This is a genomic window from Nonomuraea cavernae (assembly GCF_040655715.1).
Taxonomy (GTDB): Bacteria; Actinomycetota; Actinomycetes; order Streptosporangiales; family Streptosporangiaceae; genus Nonomuraea; species Nonomuraea cavernae_A.
Map to the genome: position 1 here is coordinate 74146 of NZ_JBFAKL010000003.1, position 17610 is coordinate 91755.

At 70.5% G+C, this 17610-nt stretch carries 17 protein-coding genes; 9 read left to right on the forward strand and 8 right to left on the reverse strand.

Annotated features, from left to right (window positions below; translation table 11 throughout):
• Nucleotides 1–22: 22 nt before the first annotated feature.
• The 4 genes from AB0I38_RS05655 to AB0I38_RS05670 all read right to left on the reverse strand — a co-directional run bounded on the left by AB0I38_RS05655 (nucleotide 23) and on the right by AB0I38_RS05670 (nucleotide 4852).
• Nucleotides 23–1474 (reverse strand): ATP-binding protein, encoded by a 1452-nt coding sequence (locus tag AB0I38_RS05655; protein ID WP_358462471.1) that lies wholly within the window; start codon nucleotides 1472–1474, stop codon nucleotides 23–25.
• Between the two features lie 12 nt (nucleotides 1475–1486).
• Complete coding sequence (locus AB0I38_RS05660; protein WP_358462474.1) at nucleotides 1487–3136, reverse strand: FAD-dependent oxidoreductase; 1650 nt, start codon at nucleotides 3134–3136, stop codon at nucleotides 1487–1489.
• Nucleotides 3137–3225: 89 nt separating this feature from the next.
• Complete coding sequence (locus AB0I38_RS05665) at nucleotides 3226–3984, reverse strand: SDR family NAD(P)-dependent oxidoreductase (RefSeq protein ID WP_358462477.1); 759 nt, start codon at nucleotides 3982–3984, stop codon at nucleotides 3226–3228.
• A gap of 7 nt (nucleotides 3985–3991) precedes the next feature.
• Nucleotides 3992–4852 carry an RNA polymerase sigma-70 factor gene (locus AB0I38_RS05670; protein WP_358462480.1) on the reverse strand — a complete coding sequence of 287 codons (861 nt, stop codon included), beginning with the start codon at nucleotides 4850–4852 and terminating at the stop codon, nucleotides 3992–3994.
• A 65-nt stretch (nucleotides 4853–4917) separates the two neighbouring features.
• Here AB0I38_RS05670 and AB0I38_RS05675 point away from each other — a divergent pair, with 65 nt between their 5' ends.
• Entirely contained in the window at nucleotides 4918–5592 is a 675-nt protein-coding gene (locus tag AB0I38_RS05675) for a ThuA domain-containing protein (RefSeq protein WP_358462483.1), read from the forward strand.
• On the opposite strand, the gene AB0I38_RS05680 is transcribed toward AB0I38_RS05675, so the two are convergent.
• Complete coding sequence (locus AB0I38_RS05680) at nucleotides 5582–6460, reverse strand: alpha/beta fold hydrolase (protein ID WP_358462486.1); 879 nt, start codon at nucleotides 6458–6460, stop codon at nucleotides 5582–5584. The two genes, AB0I38_RS05675 and AB0I38_RS05680, sit on opposite strands and share 11 nt — an antisense overlap.
• A 156-nt stretch (nucleotides 6461–6616) precedes the next feature.
• Between AB0I38_RS05680 and AB0I38_RS05685 the strand changes: the two genes are divergently transcribed.
• The 4 genes from AB0I38_RS05685 to AB0I38_RS05700 all read left to right on the forward strand — a co-directional run bounded on the left by AB0I38_RS05685 (nucleotide 6617) and on the right by AB0I38_RS05700 (nucleotide 10963).
• Complete coding sequence (locus AB0I38_RS05685; RefSeq protein WP_358462489.1) at nucleotides 6617–6985, forward strand: hypothetical protein; 369 nt, start codon at nucleotides 6617–6619, stop codon at nucleotides 6983–6985.
• 151 nt (nucleotides 6986–7136) lie between these two features.
• A complete protein-coding gene (locus AB0I38_RS05690) occupies nucleotides 7137–7550 on the forward strand; it encodes a YbaB/EbfC family nucleoid-associated protein (protein WP_358462492.1) in 414 nt (137 codons plus the stop codon).
• Nucleotides 7547–7855, forward strand: coding sequence for a hypothetical protein (locus tag AB0I38_RS05695; protein WP_358462495.1), 309 nt, complete (start codon nucleotides 7547–7549; stop codon nucleotides 7853–7855). The genes AB0I38_RS05690 and AB0I38_RS05695 overlap by 4 nt, the downstream gene beginning before the upstream one ends.
• 27 nt (nucleotides 7856–7882) lie before the next feature.
• A complete protein-coding gene (locus AB0I38_RS05700) occupies nucleotides 7883–10963 on the forward strand; it encodes an ADP-ribosyltransferase (RefSeq protein ID WP_358462497.1) in 3081 nt (1026 codons plus the stop codon).
• Here AB0I38_RS05700 and AB0I38_RS05705 read toward each other — a convergent pair.
• From AB0I38_RS05705 to AB0I38_RS05715, 3 genes are all read right to left on the reverse strand, one after another.
• Nucleotides 10960–11589 (reverse strand): MerR family transcriptional regulator, encoded by a 630-nt coding sequence (locus AB0I38_RS05705; RefSeq protein WP_358462499.1) that lies wholly within the window; start codon nucleotides 11587–11589, stop codon nucleotides 10960–10962. The genes AB0I38_RS05700 and AB0I38_RS05705 overlap by 4 nt on opposite strands.
• 15 nt (nucleotides 11590–11604) lie before the next feature.
• A complete protein-coding gene (locus AB0I38_RS05710; RefSeq protein ID WP_358462502.1) occupies nucleotides 11605–12453 on the reverse strand; it encodes a LysR family transcriptional regulator in 849 nt (282 codons plus the stop codon).
• A 177-nt stretch (nucleotides 12454–12630) separates the two neighbouring features.
• Entirely contained in the window at nucleotides 12631–13578 is a 948-nt protein-coding gene (locus tag AB0I38_RS05715) for an N-acetylglucosamine kinase (protein ID WP_358462505.1), read from the reverse strand.
• A 79-nt stretch (nucleotides 13579–13657) separates the two neighbouring features.
• Here AB0I38_RS05715 and AB0I38_RS05720 point away from each other — a divergent pair, with 79 nt between their 5' ends.
• The 4 genes from AB0I38_RS05720 to AB0I38_RS05735 are packed head-to-tail and all read left to right on the forward strand — an operon-like array spanning nucleotide 13658 to nucleotide 17600.
• Nucleotides 13658–14527 (forward strand): MurR/RpiR family transcriptional regulator, encoded by an 870-nt coding sequence (locus tag AB0I38_RS05720; protein ID WP_358462508.1) that lies wholly within the window; start codon nucleotides 13658–13660, stop codon nucleotides 14525–14527.
• A gap of 1 nt (nucleotide 14528) precedes the next feature.
• On the forward strand, nucleotides 14529–15263 hold the full coding sequence (locus tag AB0I38_RS05725) for an SIS domain-containing protein (RefSeq protein ID WP_358462511.1): 735 nt from the start codon (nucleotides 14529–14531) through the stop codon (nucleotides 15261–15263).
• A gap of 19 nt (nucleotides 15264–15282) precedes the next feature.
• A complete protein-coding gene (ngcE, locus tag AB0I38_RS05730; protein ID WP_358462514.1) occupies nucleotides 15283–16692 on the forward strand; it encodes an N-acetylglucosamine/diacetylchitobiose ABC transporter substrate-binding protein in 1410 nt (469 codons plus the stop codon).
• Nucleotides 16692–17600: a carbohydrate ABC transporter permease gene (locus AB0I38_RS05735; RefSeq protein ID WP_358462516.1), complete on the forward strand. Its 909-nt coding sequence runs from the start codon at nucleotides 16692–16694 to the stop codon at nucleotides 17598–17600. The genes ngcE and AB0I38_RS05735 overlap by 1 nt, the downstream gene beginning before the upstream one ends.
• Nucleotides 17601–17610 lie beyond the last annotated feature (10 nt).

Sequence of the window (17610 nt, forward strand, 5' to 3'; positions counted from 1 at the left end):
GCCCGCGCTGTCCGCGGCTCGCTCAGGCCGGTGCCGGCACCGTGGCCGGCTCGCGCAACGGCAGCCGCACCTCGAACCAGGTCTCGCCGGGCACCGATCGCACCTTGATCTCGCCGCCGTGCCGCCCCGCCACGATCCGGTAGGAGATGTCCAGCCCGAGCCCCGTCCCCTGGCCGACCGACTTCGTGGTGAAGAACGGCTCGAAGATCCGGTCCTTGATCGCGTCGGGCACGCCGTGGCCGGTGTCACCGACCTCGATGATCGCCTCGTCCTCGTCGTGCGCGGTGCGGATCGTCAGCATGCCCTCCTCGCCCATCGCGTCGAGCGCGTTGTGGATCAGGTTGGTCCACACCTGGTTGAGCTCGCCCGCGTAGGCCGGGACCGGCGGCAGCGTCGGGTCGTAGTCGGTGACCAGCGTGATGCCCGGCGGGATCTTGCCGCGGAAGATGGCGACGGTGCTGTCGAGCAGCTCGCGCAGGTCGCAGACCTGGAACGGCGCACGGTCCATCTGGGAGTACTGCTTGGCGGAGCGGAGCAGCGAGGTGATCCGTTCGGTCGCCTCGGTGACCTCGCTGAGCATCTGCGAGATCTCGACCGCGCCCGCCAGCCAGCGCAGCGCCGCCGGCGCGTGCCGCTCGCCCACCTTGTCGCGCACCTTCGCCAGGTGCTCGTCGGCGAAACCGGCGCTCACCAGCGCGGGAGCCAGATCCCAGGCGTCCTCGACGCCCAACTCCTCCAGCGCGTCGCCGAGCGTCTCCTCGGCGTCGGAGATCTCCATCGGGCTGCGCGCCGGGAGCGTGCCCACCGCCGCGGTGCACCGTTCCTGCATCTCGATGATCGCGCGCAGTCGCTCGGGCGGGATGCCGTCCTCGGTGAGCTGGGCGAGCCGCATGCGCGACGTCCTGATCAGGGAGCGCAGCTCGCGGACCGCCCGCACGGCCGCCGCCGCCGGGTTGTTCAGCTCGTGCGTGAGCCCCGCGGTGATCGTGCCGAGCGCCGTCAGCCGCTGCCGCCGGTCGATGACCTCCCGCTGCGCCCGCCCGCCCGACATCAGCCCGTCGAGCAGGTGCATCCCCATCGGGAACCACTCGGCCACGATGTGCGCGAACTTCCTGGCCGGCAGCATGAACATCCGCGAGGGCGCGGTCGCCTTCAGCGAGTGCTGGTAGGTCTGCGGCGCCCGGTCGCCGAGGTAGGCGGCCGTGGCGCCGCCGTACACGCCGGGCTGGGAGGTACGCGGCATGGCGACGGTCCCGGCGCTGACCGTCTCCTGGATCATCTGCACCTCGCCCTCGACCAGGACGGCGAAGCACTCGGCCGGATCGCCCTGCCGCACCACGAACTCGTCCTGCTCGAAGCGGCTCATCGCCCCGCTGCCGGCCAGCTTGGCCAGCTGATCGTCGGTCAACCGCTCGAACAGGAACAACTTCCGCAACTCATCGATGTCGACTCTCGCCGGCAGCTCTGTGCTCATCTGCTTCACCGCTCACTGCTTTTCCAGATACCGATGCACGAGAGCGACGGCCATCGCGCCCTCGCCGACGGCCGACGCGACCCGCTTGATCGAATCGGCCCGCACGTCACCCGCGGCCAGCACCCCCGGGACGTTCGTCTCCAGGTGGTACGGCTCGCGCCGCAGCGTCCAGTTGCGCGGCCGTTTCCCGCCGTGCACCAGGTCAGGCCCGGTCACCACGAATCCCCGCTCGTCGCGTTCGACCGTGTCGCCGAGCCACGAGGTGTGCGGCTCGGCGCCGATGAACACGAACAGCCACTGCGCGTCGACCGTGCGCTCCTCGCCCTTGGTGGAGATCGAGAGGCGCTCCAGGTGCCCGTCGCCCTGCCCGCCGGTGACCCGGCTCTGGACGTGCACCTCGATGGTGGGGATCGCGTTGATCTGTTCGATGAGGTAGTGCGACATGGATCTCTCCAGACCGTCACCTCTCACCAACAAATGGACCTTGCTCGCGAATCCCGCCAGGTAGACGGCTGCCTGCCCGGCCGAGTTGGCCGCGCCGACGATATAGATCTCGCTGTCCTGGCAGGCGGGCGCCTCGGTCAGAGCGGCGCCGTAGAAGACGCCGCGGCCGACGAAGTCGTCGAGGCCGGGCGCGTCCAGGCGGCGGTAGGTGACGCCGGTCGCCAGGATCACCGCGTGCGCCGCGATCTCGCCGCCTCCCTCGAACCCGACCACCCGGGCCTGCCCGCGCGGCTCCAGATGGGTGACCCTGCGCGCGGTCAGCAGCTCGGCGCCGAACTTCAGCGCCTGCCTGCGGGCCCGGTCGGCCAGTTGCTGCCCGGAGACGCCGTCGGGGAAGCCCAGATAGTTCTCGATCCTGGAGCTCTGGCCCGCCTGCCCGCCGGAGGCGTGCGCCTCGACCAGCACGGTGTTGAGCCCCTCCGAGGCGCCGTAGACGGCGGCGCCCAGCCCGGCCGGGCCGCCGCCGATCACGATCAGGTCGTAGAAGTCGGTCGCCGGAGTGGTCGACAGGCCCACGGCCGAGGCCAGCGTGGACTGGTCGGGCGACTGCAGCGACTCTCCGTCCACGGTGATCACCAGCGGCAGATGGCACTCCTCTCCCACGGCGGCGACCAACTGCGCACCCTCCGGGTCGTCGGCCAGCATCCACTGGTACGGCACGTGGTTGCGGGCCAGGAAGTCGCGCACCTTGTAGGACGGCGCCGACCAGCGGTCGCCCACCACCCGCAGCTCCGCCACCTCGATCCGATCGGTGCGCTGCCAGGCGTCGAGCTGGCCGTCGATCACCGGGTAGAACTTCTCCTCCGGCGGATCCCACGGCTTGAGCAGGTAGTGGTCGAGGTCGACCACGTTGATCGCCTGGATCGCGGCGTCGGTGTCGGCGTAGGCGGTCAGCAGCACCCGCCGCGCGTACGGGTACATGTCCATGGCCGCTTCGAGGAACTCCACCCCGTTCATCTGCGGCATGCGGTAGTCGGCGAGGATCGCGGCCACCTCGTCGCCGCGCAGCCGCATCTCCTTGACGGCCTCGATGCCCTGTCCGGCCGCCTCCGCCCGGACGATCCTGTACTGCCGGCCGTAACGGCGCCGGAGGTCGCGGGCGACCGCCCGCGAGACCCCCGGGTCGTCGTCGACCGTCACGATGACCGGCTTGTCCATGGCACTGCCTTCCCCGCGAGGTCCCTCTTAGCAGGATGTCATGTGGTTTCCGGCGGGTGACAACGCGCCGCCGGCCACCGAAACGCTGGTCAGGCGATGACCCGGCTGGCGCCGCCGTCGACGAGCATGGAGATGCCGTTGACGTACGAGGCGCGCTCACTCGCCAGGAACGCGACCACGTCGCCCACCTCCTCGGGACGGCCGATCCGGCCCACGGGCACCTCGGCGCCGTTCGCCGACGAATCCAGCCGCCCCGAAAGGTCGCGCATCCGCTGGGTGTCGATCGGGCCCGGCAGCACGTTGTTGACCAGCACCCCGTCGCCGCCCACCTCGCGGGCCAGGGTGCGGACGATCCCGGCCACGGCCGAGCGGGTGGCGTTGGACAGGGCCAGCCCGTCGATCGCCTCGCGCGCCGACCGGCTGGTGATCGTGACGATCCGGCCCCAGCCGCGCGAGCGCATCTCGGGCAGCACGGCATGGATCAGCCGGACCGTGCCGAGCAGGTTGCGCTGGATCGCCACGTCCCACTCGGCCAGGCTCGCGTCGACGAACCGGCCGGCTGGCGGGCCACCGGCGTTGGCGACCAGGATGTCCACCGGGCCGAGCACCTCGCGGGTCTCGGCCGCCAGGCGGGCCGCCGCCTCTGGGTCCTCCACGTCGGCCAGCACGGCGTGCACCACCCCGCCGAACTCCTGCAGCTCGACCACGGCGTCCGCGAGCCGCTCGGGGTCACGGGCGCTGACGCAGACGTCGCATCCCTCGCGGGCCAGACTCTTGGCCGCAGCCAGGCCGATGCCCGCGCTGCCGCCGGTCACGAGTGCGATTTTTCCCTTAATGGCGAGATCCATGGGCCGACTATAGGTCGCCGGCCGGAGCGGGCCGTACTCTCCCTAGTTTGTCCGGGTTGAGGATGGCGTAGATCTCGTGGACGATGCCGTCGCGTACGCCGATCATGAGCAACTGGTCGTGGTCGCCGACCGGCATCCAGATGGCCGGGTGGCCGTTGACCTCGACGATCCGCAGGCCCTCGAAGCCGTAGCGGGAGAGCAGGCCACCGATGAAAGCCACCGTCTTGCGCCGGCCGAAGATCGGGCGCAGCGCGGCCTTGACCTTGCCGCCGCCGTCGCTGTAGAACACGACGTCCTCGTGCAGCACCTCCGTGAGGGCCGTCAGGTCGCCGCCTGAGGCCGCCTCCATGAACCTTTTCAGCAGCCTGCCGTGCTCCTCGGCCGTCGGCCGGAAGCGCTCACGGCCGCTCGCCAGCCGCGTGGCGGCCCGGCGGTGCAGCTGCCGGGCGTTGACGACCGAGACGCCGACGATCCCGGCGAGCTCGTCGTACGGCAGCTCGAACGCCTCCCGCAGCACGAACACCGCGCGCTCGGGCGGGGTGAGCCGCTCCATCATGTGCAGTGTGGCGAAGGACACGGTGTCGCGCAGCTCGGCCGTGTCGAGTGGCCCGGCCTGGCCGGTCGTGACCGGCTCGGGCAGCCAGGGGCCGGTGTAGGCCTCGCGCTTGACCCGGGCGGAGCGGAGCTGGTCGAGGGCCAGCCGCGACACCACCGTGATCAGGAACGCGCGCGGCTCTCTGACCTCGCTCCGGTCGGCGCCCTCCCAGCGCAGCCAGGCGTCCTGCACCACGTCCTCGGCGTCCCACATGCTGCCGAGCAGACGGTAGGCCAGCCCGAGCAGCATGGGGCGGAGCTCCTCGAAGTCCATGAACGGCATCATGCCCGCGGGGTTCGCGGGTGGCAAAGCCGGGACAACCGTGATGAGCTTGGCAAATGGCGAGAAATCTGATCCTGTCGGGAGGGTTGTTCCACGATTTCGACGCCACCTCGTCCGCGCTCGCGCAGGTGCTCGCCGAGGTGGGGATCGAATCCGAGATCACCGACGACATCGCGGGCGCGCTGAGCGAGCCGTCGGAGGTCCAGCTCATCACCGTCAACGCGTTGCGCTGGCAGATGGGCCTCGACCGGTTCGCCGACCTGCGTGACGAGTGGCGGTTCGAGCTGCCGGCCCAGGCCCGCACGACGCTGCTCGACCACCTCGACCGGGGAGGCGGCCTGCTGGGCATGCACACGGCGTCGATCTGCTTCGACGACTGGCAGGGCTGGCCGCGCGTGCTGGGCGCCAGTTGGAGCTGGCCCGCGTCGCACCACCCGCCGCTCGGCTGGACCGGGGTCCGGGTGCACGGCGGCCACCCGGTGGTGGAGGGGCTGCGCGACTTCGACCTGGTGGACGAGGTCTACAGCGACCTGCGGGTGCTGCCGGACGTGCGACCGCTCGCCTCGTCCAACGGCCAGCCCCTCGTCTGGGCCCGCCCGGTGCGCAGGGGCCGGGTGCTCTACGACGCGCTGGGCCACGACACCCGGTCCTACGACAACGAGATCCACCGCACGCTGCTGCAGCGGGCCGCCCTGTGGCTGCTGAAGCGGCCCGTCACGGTCAGGGACTGACCTCCCGGCCGCCCACGAAGTCCATGATCTCTCTCGCCAGCTCGCCGGGCGCCTCCTCGGCCAGGTGGTGCCCGCTGTCCAGGGCGCGCCCGCGCACGTCCAGGGCCCAGGACCGCCAGATCGCCAGCGGATCGCCGTACAGGTCCTCCATGTCGTCCTTCGTCGCCCACAGGAAGAGCGTGGGGCAGGTCACGCGGCGCCCGGCCGCCTGGTCGGCGTCGTCGGCCGCGCGGTCGACGCCCAGCCCCGCGCGGTAGTCCTCGCACATCGCGTGCACGGTCGCCGGGTCGTGGATCGCCCTGCGGAAATCCTCGTACGCCTCGGGGTCGCCCATCTTCTCCGGATCCGCCTGGTACCACGCGTCCGGATCGGCGCAGATGACGCGTTCGGCGGGCTTGGCCGTCTGGCCCAGGAAGAACCAGTGCCACCACCGGGCGGCGAAGGCGGCGTCGCATCGGGCCAGCGCCTCGCCGATCGGCACGCTGTCGAGCACGACCAGGTGCGTGACCGCGTCGGGATGGTCGAGCGCGAGCCGCTGGGCGACGTACGCGCCGCGGTCGTGGCCGACGACGGCGAACCGGTCGTGGCCGAGGTCGCGCATCAGGGCGACCAGGTCACGGGCCATCGCCCGCTTGGAGTAGGGCTCGTGGTCAGGTGTGGTCGGCGGCTTGGACGAGCGCCCGTATCCCCTTAAATCGGGGCAGACCACCACGTGCCGGGAAGCCAGCGCCGGTGCGACCCGGTGCCAGGTGGCGTGCGTACGGGGGTGGCCGTGGAGGAGCAGCACCGGTGAGCCGGAGCCGCCGTGCCGGACGAACAGCTCGGCCTGGCCGACATCGACGGTGGCCGTCGTGAAGTCATCGAACATTCGCCCGCCCTACCCCGCGGGTGGCGCTTCTGACACCGCGAACCCGGCTGCGGATGATCGAACAGTCGTGGTTCGCGGAGGACGTGGTAGAACTGCACTTCGCATGTTCACGGCTGGGTCCTTCCGGATGATTCCGACCACTGAAGAGGACTGAAGGTGTCGTTGCAGGACCAACCGCGGTTCGAGACGCTCCGGGCCCCGGAGGGCTATCCGCGGACGACGGAGTCCGCCGTCCGCTTCATCCCGGTTCTCTTCGGTGACACGGTCGTCGGCTACCTGTGGGCGGCGGTCACCGACGACGCGGCGCGATACGTGGCGCGCGCCGGCGCCGGTGACGCCGGACCCAACGCCGGGGTGGCCTGGGTGCGGCGCCTGCGCTGGGCGAAGGCCAACGGGCTCACGCCACTGCGGGCGCTGCGGCATTGGGTCGGACGGGCGGAGGACGTCCGCGCGGGCCACCTTCCGGTGGACGCGGAACGGGAGCTGCCCGGTCTGTCGGCCCTGGAGCGGCTGGCCGCCGACTGACGACCGCCCGGCGGTGCCCCCGGTCGAGGCTCGACCAGCTCCAAGAGCGTTATGTCATAGTTCTGTACGCATTCGTGGACATGATCGCCTAGCATGCCGTGGAATGTCCGGTGAATCCGACCCCTGAGGTTCGTGTGCGGAGTGTGAGCTGGTGAGTGACGAATTCCGGTCGGCCGTCGAGGAACTGGCCGCGGAATACAACCGCCAGGCCGTCCACCTGCGGGAGGCGTACGGGAAGCTGACCACTCTGAGCGCGGTCGGGAAGTCGGACGACGGCATGGTGACCGTCACCGTGGGACCACGCGGTCAGGTGCGCGACATCGTGCTGAATCCCCGGGTGTATCGCAAGCTGTCGCCGTCCGAGCTGTCCCAGTCGATCATGAAGCAGATCAGCGTGGCGACGAGTGAGGTGGCCGAGCGGACGAAGGAGCTGATGGGGCCCTTCGTGCCAGAGGGCCTGCCCTACGAGGACATCTTCGGCGACGGAGCCGGTCTGGAGGCGTTCCTGCCGCAGCCGGTGGAGTTTCCGCCGGACGGGCCGGCCGGGCCGGGTGAGCGGGGATGATGGCGGGTTCGACCGGTTACCTGGCACGGTGGGGCGGCCTGCGGCGCCGTGCGGCGGGGACCGCTGAGGAAGTCGACTTCCTGGAGGACGAGCGTCGCGCGCTGCTGGAGGTGTTCGCAAGGGAGGGCAATCCCATGGGACACGATCACTACGGCGTGGAGCTGGAGAAGCGACTGGCGGAGCTCACGTCCGTCGTCTTCGAGGCCTTCGACGCGTACATCGATGACATGGAGCAGGTCCGCGACGGGTTGCGGGTCAACGCGACCACCTATGAGGCGGTGGAGCTTCCACCGCCCGCGAAGTGAGTTCTCTTGGGGTTCGACGGTTTTCTCGTGCCTGACTGGTCCAAGCCCTATGTCGGCTGGGCCGTCGGGACGGACTGGCCAGAAGCCGACGAGTCGGGCCTGTTCCGGCTGGCTGACGCGTGCGCCGCGACCGCGCAGCGGGTCGGCGCCAGGCAAGGGCCGGCGGTCGCGGCCCGGCCCGGCGATGATTGGGACGGCGAGGCGCTCAAGGAGTTCCTGGAACACGTTCGGAGCACGTCCGGAAGCCGGATGACCGAGCTGGTGGACCGGCTGGTGCGCGCCGCGATCGAGTTCAACGAGCTGGGCGTGCAGGTCGAGTACACCAAGCGGATGATCGAGGTGTCCGTCTGGCTGCTGATCTTCCAGATCTGCTGGCTGCTGGCGGCGGCGATGGGGCCGTGGGGCGGGGTGTCGCTGGCGCTCATCGGGCCCAGGGTGCAGCTGACCCGGCTGGCGATCGCGCAGCTCGGCAAGCGACTACTCATCAACGTGGGGACGTTCGGGGCATTGCTGGGCGGTCTCGACCTGGCGGTGCAGGTGTCGCAGTCCCGGCGGGACCACCTGGACCAGGAACAGATCGCGATGTCGGTGGGGACGGGCGCGCTGATGGGCGGCTTCCTGACGGCGTTCACCGGTTTCTTCCCGAGCCGGTCGATCTGGGGGCTGATGGGGAGATCGGGCTTGGCCAGCGGGGCCACCACGCTGACCCAGCAGTTGGCCGCCGGCCAGCCTGTCGACTGGGAGCTGGTGCTGAAGGGAGTCACGTCCGGCGTGGTGGGAGGCGCCGACGCGCACTGGGCGAGCTGGAACCCGTCCTGGCGTACGGCGGGCACCGACGGGCTCGGTCCGGCAGCCGGAGGGCATACGGCGACACCGGACCCCGTGCTTCCGGACGGTGGCCCTCACCCCGGCCCGCCGCACACCCTGCCAGAGCGAGGGGTACGGCCGGACGTCCTGGCAGGGGCCGCGTCTTCGGCCGCGCAGTCCGCCGATCCGCTCACGCCTGCCGCGACCGGCCTCCCGGAGAGCGCCGGAATCCGGCCGGACGGCCACGGCGCGAGCCACCCCGCCACTGAGACGGCGGCCTCTCAATCGCTCGCCGAAACCCCGTACGCCGTCACCGAGGAGTCACCGGGCGGCCCGTTCGAGGTGCTCCCGGACACCGGCCTGCCCGGCGACGGTTACGCGGGTCCAGGGTTGTGGGGCGTGTACGGAGCCGCGGGCGTCATGATCAGGAGCACCGACGCCGACGGGAGCCCACGGTATCTCGTGGCCCAGCGAGGCCCGGAGGCCGGCTCGGACGTGGGGAAATGGCAGCTGCCCGGCGGGGCGCTGAACAGCAGGGAGTCCGCTCCGCAAGCGGCCGCGCGGGAGCTCCGCGAGGGACTCGGGGTCAGCAATGACTATCTCGGCAAGCTGAGGCTCACCGGAACGCACCTCGTGGCGGAACCGAACGGCTGGGCCCACGCCAACCTCGCCGTGGAGGGGGACTCGTTCAGCCCCAGGGTCGATGGAGGCAAGACCGCTGCCGCGAGGTGGGTGACGCGCGAAGAACTGGCGCACATGGCGGACACCGGCCAGTTGCACCCTGCCCTGGCCGGGTCACTCGGTGACGTGCTGTCGCTGTTCGACGACGCGCCGGCACCGGCGATCCCCCGCATGGAGGGATACACCCGGATCGGCGGCCAGGAGGGCGGCACCGCCGGTGGGCGCTTCGTGGATCCTTCGGGCAAGGAGTGGTACGTCAAGGCCTCGCAGACCGACGTGCACGCCAAGAACGAGGTGCTGGCCAACCAGCTCTATCGCGAGGCCGGTGTGCCCGTGCCGGTCGTCGAGCTGATCGATCTCGCCGGCACCTTCGGTGACCGTCGTCTGGGAGTGCGCTCCGGCATCATCGAGGGCGCGCGGGACCTCGCCGCCCACGTGAACGATTTCAGCTATCTCAAGAACCTGTACGACGACTTCGCCGTTGACGCCTTCCTGTCGAACTGGGACACGGTCGGGCTCTACTTCGACAACGTCCTGAAGACCGCGGACGGACTGGTGCGGATCGACGGCGGCGGCTCGCTCCTGTACCACGCTGCGGGCGAGCCGAAGGGCGACCTGTTCACCGGCTTCGTCGGCGAGATCGACTCCCTGCGTGACCCGTACGTCAATCCCGAGGCCGCCAAGGTGTTCCGGTACGTCACCGAGGCCGACATCCGGGCAGGGGTGCGGAAGATCGAGACGATCAGCGAGCACAGAATCAGTCAACTCGTGGACCGGCTGGACTTCCCGCCCCAGGAGGCCGGCATTCTCACGTCCACGCTGAAGGCCCGCCGAGCCGATCTGATCAGTCGCTTCGGAGACCACGCGCCGAGCCCGCTCGACGCCGACGGCTCACCGATGGCTCCTGCCTGGCCGGCATCCGGCGAATCGGCTCAGCCGCCTCTCGCCGACTCGAACATCTACTCCATCGAACTGGGCGACCATGTCCTGTTGGATGCCCCGTTCGACTTGGACGCCCCGTTCGAGCTGGAAGCACCGTTCGACGCCCTACAGGTCAGTACGTCGTACGGAGACGAGGTCTGGGGCGACGTCCTCGAGAACCTGCCCGGCGAGCAGCGCGACGCGATCGACCTCTACACCTTCTCAAGCTGGAAGCCGATGAACGGGTTGTTGCGCGACAGCCGGTACTTCGAGTTCTCGGACGTCCCGCCGCACTTACGCGCCGAGCGGAAAGCCGCCACGCTGCGGCGAATCGAACTCCTGGACGCGGCCACGCGACATCAGCCGGTGCCGGAGACGATCGACGTGTTCCGGTCGATGGCCCTGCGGGAGGGGCTCTTCACCGTGCCCGTCGAAGAGCTGCAGGGGACCGTTCAGCGGGATCCGGCGTTCATGTCGGCGAGCATCGGCGCCGGGCCGCTCTGGCCTGAGCTGGACGTGCAACTGCATCTGCGGGTGCTCGAGGGTACTCCGGCGATCTACGTCGAGCCGATCAGCACGGCCGGGGAACACGAACTCCTGATCGGCCGCGGCCGATCCTGGTTCGTCGAGGACGTCGTGCTGAGAGATGGAGCCTGGCATGTCTACGGTTGGATCCTCCCGGACCGGGCGGGTCCCTAGGGAGCCCGTCCCGTGAGCCGGCGGGCCGACTCCGACTCGTGGGCCAGGCGGCGCAGCGTGTCGAAGGCCTTGCCGAACAGCACCGTGCCGAGCACCATCGCCTCGACCGCCGTCTCTCGCGGCCCGTCGAACGGGATCGTGTCCATCTCCACCTCCGAGACGAGCCGCTGGGCCGCCTCGGCGTAGGGCGTCAGGTCGGTGGACAGGCCCAGCTGGCGCAGCCGGACGAGGGTCTGGGTGAGTTCGTTCCGGGCGGGGGCCTCGGCGGCGACGCTCCAGCCCCGCTCCTCGATGAGCCGGTCCACCTGGGCGCGGGCGGCCTGCCAGTCGGCTCCGGGCTCGGGCTCGACCACGGGGCCGAGGGCGTACTGGGCGGTGCCGAGCAGGTTGTGGACCGGCAGCGACTCGTCCTCCACCGCCTCGATGACCTTCTTGATGGCGGCCACCGGAAGCCGCCCCACCTCCAGGAGCGCTCTGATCAACCGGAGCCTGCGCAGGTGGGAGTCGTCGTACTCGGCCCGGGTGGCGGCGACCTGCTCGCCGGAGTGCAGCAGGCCCTCGCGGAGGTAGTACTTGATCGTGGGGATGGCCACGCCCGTCCGGCTGCTCAGCTCCGAGATGCGCATCGCTAGATAATAATGCTATCCAGAGCGGGCGAGATGGCGGGCGGCATGCGTAAGGTCGTGCACGTCGGCCTGCCGGTTCCACAGGAAGACCACCTCGATGGGCGGCATGTCCTCCGCGATCGGGACGAACACCAGGTGTTCCGGCAGGGGAGTGACCTCCCGGATGCTGAGCGTGTAGCCGGCGCCCGACCCGACCATCGCGATGGCCGCGTCGTGGCCGGCCGCCGACGGGCCGAGGCGGGGATGCAGCCCGTGCCGTACGAAGCCCTCCAGGTAGCGGCGCGCGCCCGCGACCGCCTCCGAGTCGGGCATCACCAGCGGCTCCGAGGCGAGGTCCGCCAGGTGCAGCGACTCCCGCGCGGACAGTTCGTGGTCACGGGGGAGCAGGGCGTGGACGGCGTAGCGGCGGATGAGCATCCGGGCGACGCCGCGCGGCAGCGAGCCGGGGGCGTAGCCCAGCCCGGCCTGCAGCGTGCCGTCCACGATGGAGACGATCTGCTCGGCCGTGCCCATCGGGGCGACGCGCAGCCGCGAGCCCTGGAGCTGCGACAGCAGCCGGGCGACCACGTCGCCCAGGCCGTCGGCCACGCCCAGGCGGATCGTCTGGCCCTTGCCGCGCGCGGCGGTGACGGCCCGCTCGAAGGCGTCGACCGCGATGGTCGCCTGGGCCAGGAAGACCTCGCCCGCCTCGGTCAGCCGGACGCCGCTGGACGAACGGGAGAACAGCTCCACGCCGATCTCCTTCTCCAGCGCTCTGAGCTGCTCGGACAGGGTCGGCTGGGCGATGCGGAGCACCGCGGCGGCGCGGCGCAGGCTGCCCGCGCGGGCGATCGCGATGGCGTACCTTACGTGCCGTAGATCCATCGCTCACCTTCTCCAGTGATAGGCGTGGGCTATCGGATGATCGCATCTCCCGGCCGCGAAAGGGATATCCATCACGAAGCGTTTCAGTTGCCCTTGGGTGACGATATTTCGCCACATCGAGCAGTGCTGAGCAAACGCTTGCCTGTCGCTCAGGGCCGGATGCTCAGGGCCGGACGGTCAGGGGGCGGCGGTGAACCTCGGGTGCAGGTCGCGGGCCCGGTCCTCCGCCAGCAGGGGACGGGCGGCCAGCCAGGCGGCCGCGCCCGCCGCGTCACGCGCCGTCGTCACGGTCTCGCCCGCCAGCAGCTCGTGCACGGATTGCCGCACCGGGCCCTCGCTGGTCAGGACGCTCCCGGCGAGCACCACGGGGCCCGACACGTGCACCCGCCGGACGGTGGTCACCAGGAGCCCGGCCGCCCGGCGGGTGATCGCCAGCGCCACCGGATCGCCCGCCGCCGCGGCCTGGCTCACCGTCGCCGCCAGCGCGGCCAGCCGCATGTGGTCGGCCTGGGCGAGGCGGACGAACCGGTCGGCGCTCTGACGCGGTGAGGAGCCGCGCTCCTGGCCGAGGAAGTGGTCCAGCACCATCTCGGCGAGCAGGCCCTCGGGCTCGCCCCGGTCGAGGGCGGCCACGACGGCCTTGGCGGCGGCGCGGCCGATCCAGAAGCCCGACCCCTCGTCGCCGAGCAGCCAGCCGAGCCCGTCGGCGATCACGTCCTGCTGGTGTCCGACGATGCGAGCCGCCACCGCGCCGGTGCCCGACAGCAGCAGCGAGCCGCACGGCTCGGGCGAGCCCGCGACGTAGGCGATGGCCACGTCACCAGCGACCTCCGGCCCGCCGGCGACGCCATGAGCGGCCCACACCTTCGCCAGCTCGGCGGCCAGCTCGTCGACCTTGCCCGCCACGCCCGCCAGGGACGCGACGACCCGGGAGCCGTCGAGGGAGCCCAGAGCCTCCTCCAGGGCCGCGCCGATGGCGGCCACCGCTCTGGCCAGGCCGTGGGCGCTCGGATTGCCCGCTCCGGCCCTGGCATAGCCGACCCTGGTGCCATCGAGTGCGTGCACCGAGACGCGGGTGGAGGTGGCTCCGGCGTCGACCCCGACGACCAGCGGCGAATGAGTCACGGACCGATTGTGGGTCTTGACGTGATCGAGTTGCAAGAATAATTTTCGCTGCAATGCCGGGTGTCCGGAAGGAATATTCGTGAGCTCAGGAGCCCTCGGGCGCATCGAGACCGAGTTGCCGGGATTGCCGGAGGCACTGCGCCGGGTCGGCGAGGCGGTCCTCGGCGACCCCGCCGAGGCCGCGCGCTCGACGATCATCGCGCTGGCCGAGCGGGCGGGCAGCTCACCCGCGACCGTGACCAGGTTCTGCCGGGCGTTCGGCTTCTCCGGCTACGCGGAGCTCCGCGTGGCGATCGCCACCGAGACCGGCAGGGCCGCCCAGGCGGGCTGGGGAGCGGGCGTCGGCCACGAGATCGGCCCCGACGACCCGCTGGAGTCGGCCATCGAGGTGATGGCCGCGGCCGACGCCCGGCTGATCCAGGACACCGCCGCCCAGCTCGATCCCGAGACCGTCGCCCGGGTCGCCGACGCGATCGTCGCGGCGCGCAGGGTGCTCCTCGTCGGCGTCTCCACCAGCGGCAACGTCGCCACCATGCTCGAAGGACGGCTGCGCCGCATAGGCATCCCCGGCTGGAGCGCCGGCGACGCGCACGTGGCGCTGTCCGACGCCGCGCTGCTCGGCCCGGGAGACGTCGCCCTCGGCATCAGCCACCGGGGCCGCACCCGCGAGGTCATGGAGGCGCTGGCCGAGGCCGGCGGCCACGGCGCCACCACGGTCGCCGTCACCTCCTTCGCCCGCTCGCCGCTGGCCGAGCTGGCCGACCTGGTGCTGACGACGGCCAGCCGGGAGACGACGTTCCGGCTCGGCGGGCTGGCCGCCGTCCATTCGCAGCTGTTCGTGCTCGACGCCGTCTACGTGGCGGTGGCCCAGCGCACCTACGAGCGCACCAACGAGGCGTTCGAGCTGACGATCAGCGCCGTGGAGAGTCATCGGGTGGAGAGAGGCTGAATTGACGTACGCGACCAAGGCCCTGGAGCTGGCCCGCCAGGTCTCGCAGACCCAGCTGGAGGGGGTGGGACGGGCCGCCGGGCTGATCGTCTCCTCGCTACGCGCGGACGGCGTGGTCAACGCCTTCGGCTCCGGCCACTCCGAGGCCATCGCCATGGAGATCGCCGGCCGCGCCGGGGGCCTCGTGCCCAGCAACCGGCTCACCCCGCGCGACCTCGTCCTGTACGGCGGGCAGCCGCCGAGCGTGCTCACCCCCGAGCTCGAACGCGACCCGGCGATCGCCCACCAGATCTACGCCCTGGCGCCCGTCGAGCCGCAGGACGTGTTCGTCCTGGTCTCCAGCTCGGGCGTCAACGGCGCCGTCGTCGAACTGGCCACGATCGTCAAGGATCACGGCCACCCCCTGATCGCGCTGACCTCGGTCGCGCACAGCACGCGGATGACCTCGCGGCATCCGTCCGGCCGCAAGCTGCTCGACCTGGCCGACGTCGTGCTGGACAACGGAGCCCCGTACGGAGACTCCATCCTCGAACTTCCCGGTGGCGGCGGCTACGGCGCGGTCTCGACGATCACCTCGGCGCTGCTCGCGCAGATGGTGGTCACCGAGGCCGTGGCCCGGCTGGTGGCGCTGGGTGAGACCCCGCCCGTCTACCTGTCGGCCAACGTGGCGGGCGGCGATGAGCACAACAGAGCCCTGGAGAGCCGCTACGCAGGGCGCATCAGACGTGGAGCATGAATAGTCAGGAGTAGACATAATGCCGCACACCCCCCGCATCACCCGGCGTGACCTTCTCCGAGCCGCCGCGCTGGCGCCCGTGGCGGGAGCACTGGCCGCCTGTGCCACCCCGGCCGCCAAGCCCACCGCGTCCTCGGCCGCGCCCGCCGCGACCAGCGCCGCCAACCCCTTCGGCGTCGCCGCCGACAAGCCGCTGGAGGTGTGGATCTTCGACGGCGGGTTCGGCCAGGACTACGCCAAGAACATCCACCAGCCGCTGTTCAAGGCGAAGTACCCGGGCGTCGAGATCAAGCACAACTCCACCAAGGAGATCACCAAGGTCCTGCAGCCGAGGTTCGCCGGCGGCAACCCGCCCGACGTGATCGACAACTCCGGCGCCAACGCCATGGACTTCGGCGCGCTCGCCCAGGACGGCCAGCTGCAGGACCTCACCCCGCTGCTCGACGCGCCCTCCTGGGACGACCCCGCCACCAAGATCCGCGACATCATCGACCCGGCCGTCGTCGAGCTCGGCACCTACGACGGCAAGTTCAGCGTGCTGGGCTACGTCAACTACATCTTCGGCATCTGGTACTCCCAGAAGGTCTTCCGCGACAACGGCTGGGAGGTGCCCAAGACCTGGGACGAGTTCCTCACGCTCAACGACACGATCAAGAAGTCCGGCAAGATGGCGTCGTTCACCTACGCCGGCAAGCACCCGCAGTACCTGTACGAGCCGCTGCTCACCATGGCGGCCAAGATCGGCGGCAACGAGGTGCTGGTCAACCTCGACAACCTCGAGGACGGCGCCTGGACCGCCGAGCCGATGAAGGCGGCCGCCGCCGCCTGGGCCGAGATCGGCGCCAAATACCTGATGGAGGGCACCGCCGGGCTCGACCACGTGCAGACCCAGACCGCCCAGAACAAGTACAAGGTCGCCATGCTGCCGTCGGGCTCGTGGCTGGAGAACGAGCAGAAGTCCACCACCCCGGACGACTTCGAGTACGGGATGTTCCCGCTGCCCGACGTCACCGGCTCCGACAAGCTGCCGTACGGCACGCTGCACACCACCCCCGGCGAGAACTTCATCGTCCCGTCCAAGGGCGCCAACCCGCAGGCCGGCATGGAGTACCTCCGGGCCATGCTGTCGAAGAAGGCGGCCGGCGACTTCAGCGAGCTGGTCAAGACCGTCTCGGTCGTCAAGGGCGCGGGCGAGGGCCGGCAGCTCTCCCCGGGCGCCGCCAGCGCCTCCAAGGCCGTGACCGACGCGGGCGCCAACACCGTCACCTACCGCTGGCAGACGTGGTACGCCCAGCTCAAGGACGAGGCGATGGCCGCCACCGGCCAGCTGATGAGCGGCGGGCTCACCCCGGACAAGTACCTCGAACGCCTGCAGAAGAAGGCCGACGAGATCAAGAACGACTCCTCGATCAAGAAGTTCAAGCGCTGATGTACAACGCGCACCGCCGGAGTCTGTTCCTCTTCGCCTTCCTGGCGGCTCCGGTGACGCTCTACCTGGTCTACGTCATCTCGCCGTACGTCCAGGCGTTCTACATCGCCATGACCGACTGGCGGGGCGTGTCCGCCACGCCCGGCTTCGTCGGGCTGGACAACTTCGTCCGGCTGTTCGCCGACGGGATCTTCTGGAAGGCGGTCACGCACAACCTGGCGCTGCTCGTGCTGCTACCGCTGCTGACGATCGTCATCGCCCTGTTCTTCGCCTTCCTCCTGAACGTGGGCAACGGGCGGGGCGTGGGCGGCGTCGCCGGGTCGAAGTTCTACCGGGTGGTGTTCTTCTTCCCGCACGTGCTGGCCGTCGCGGTGGTCGCGGTGCTGTTCCAGCAGGTGTTCAGGCCCGACGGCAGCGGCATGCTCAACGGTCCGCTGATGGCGCTCGGCGCCAGGCCGGTCGGCTTCCTGTCCGATCCGGACGTGGCGTTCTGGTCGGTGCTCGGCGTCATGCTCTGGCAGGCGGTCGGCTTCTACGTGGTGCTGTTCTCCGCCGGGCTCGCCTCCATCCCGCGCGACATGTTCGAGGCGGCGCAGATCGACGGGGCGGGGCGGGTGAGCTTGTTCGTCCGCGTCACGCTGCCGCTGCTCTGGGACACGGTCCAGGTGGCGTGGGTCTACCTCGGGATCCTGGCGCTGGACGTCTTCGCGATCGTGTGGGTGATGACCGACCAGCACGGCGGCCCCGACTTCTCCACCACGGTCATGGCCGCCGAGATCTACCGCAACGCCTTCCACTACTTCCGCTTCGGCTACGCCTCGGCACTGGGCGTGGTGATGTTCTTCTTCACGATCGGCTTCACGATCCTCTCGCTGCGCCTGTCCCGCCGCGAACGAATCGAGTACTAGAGATGACGTA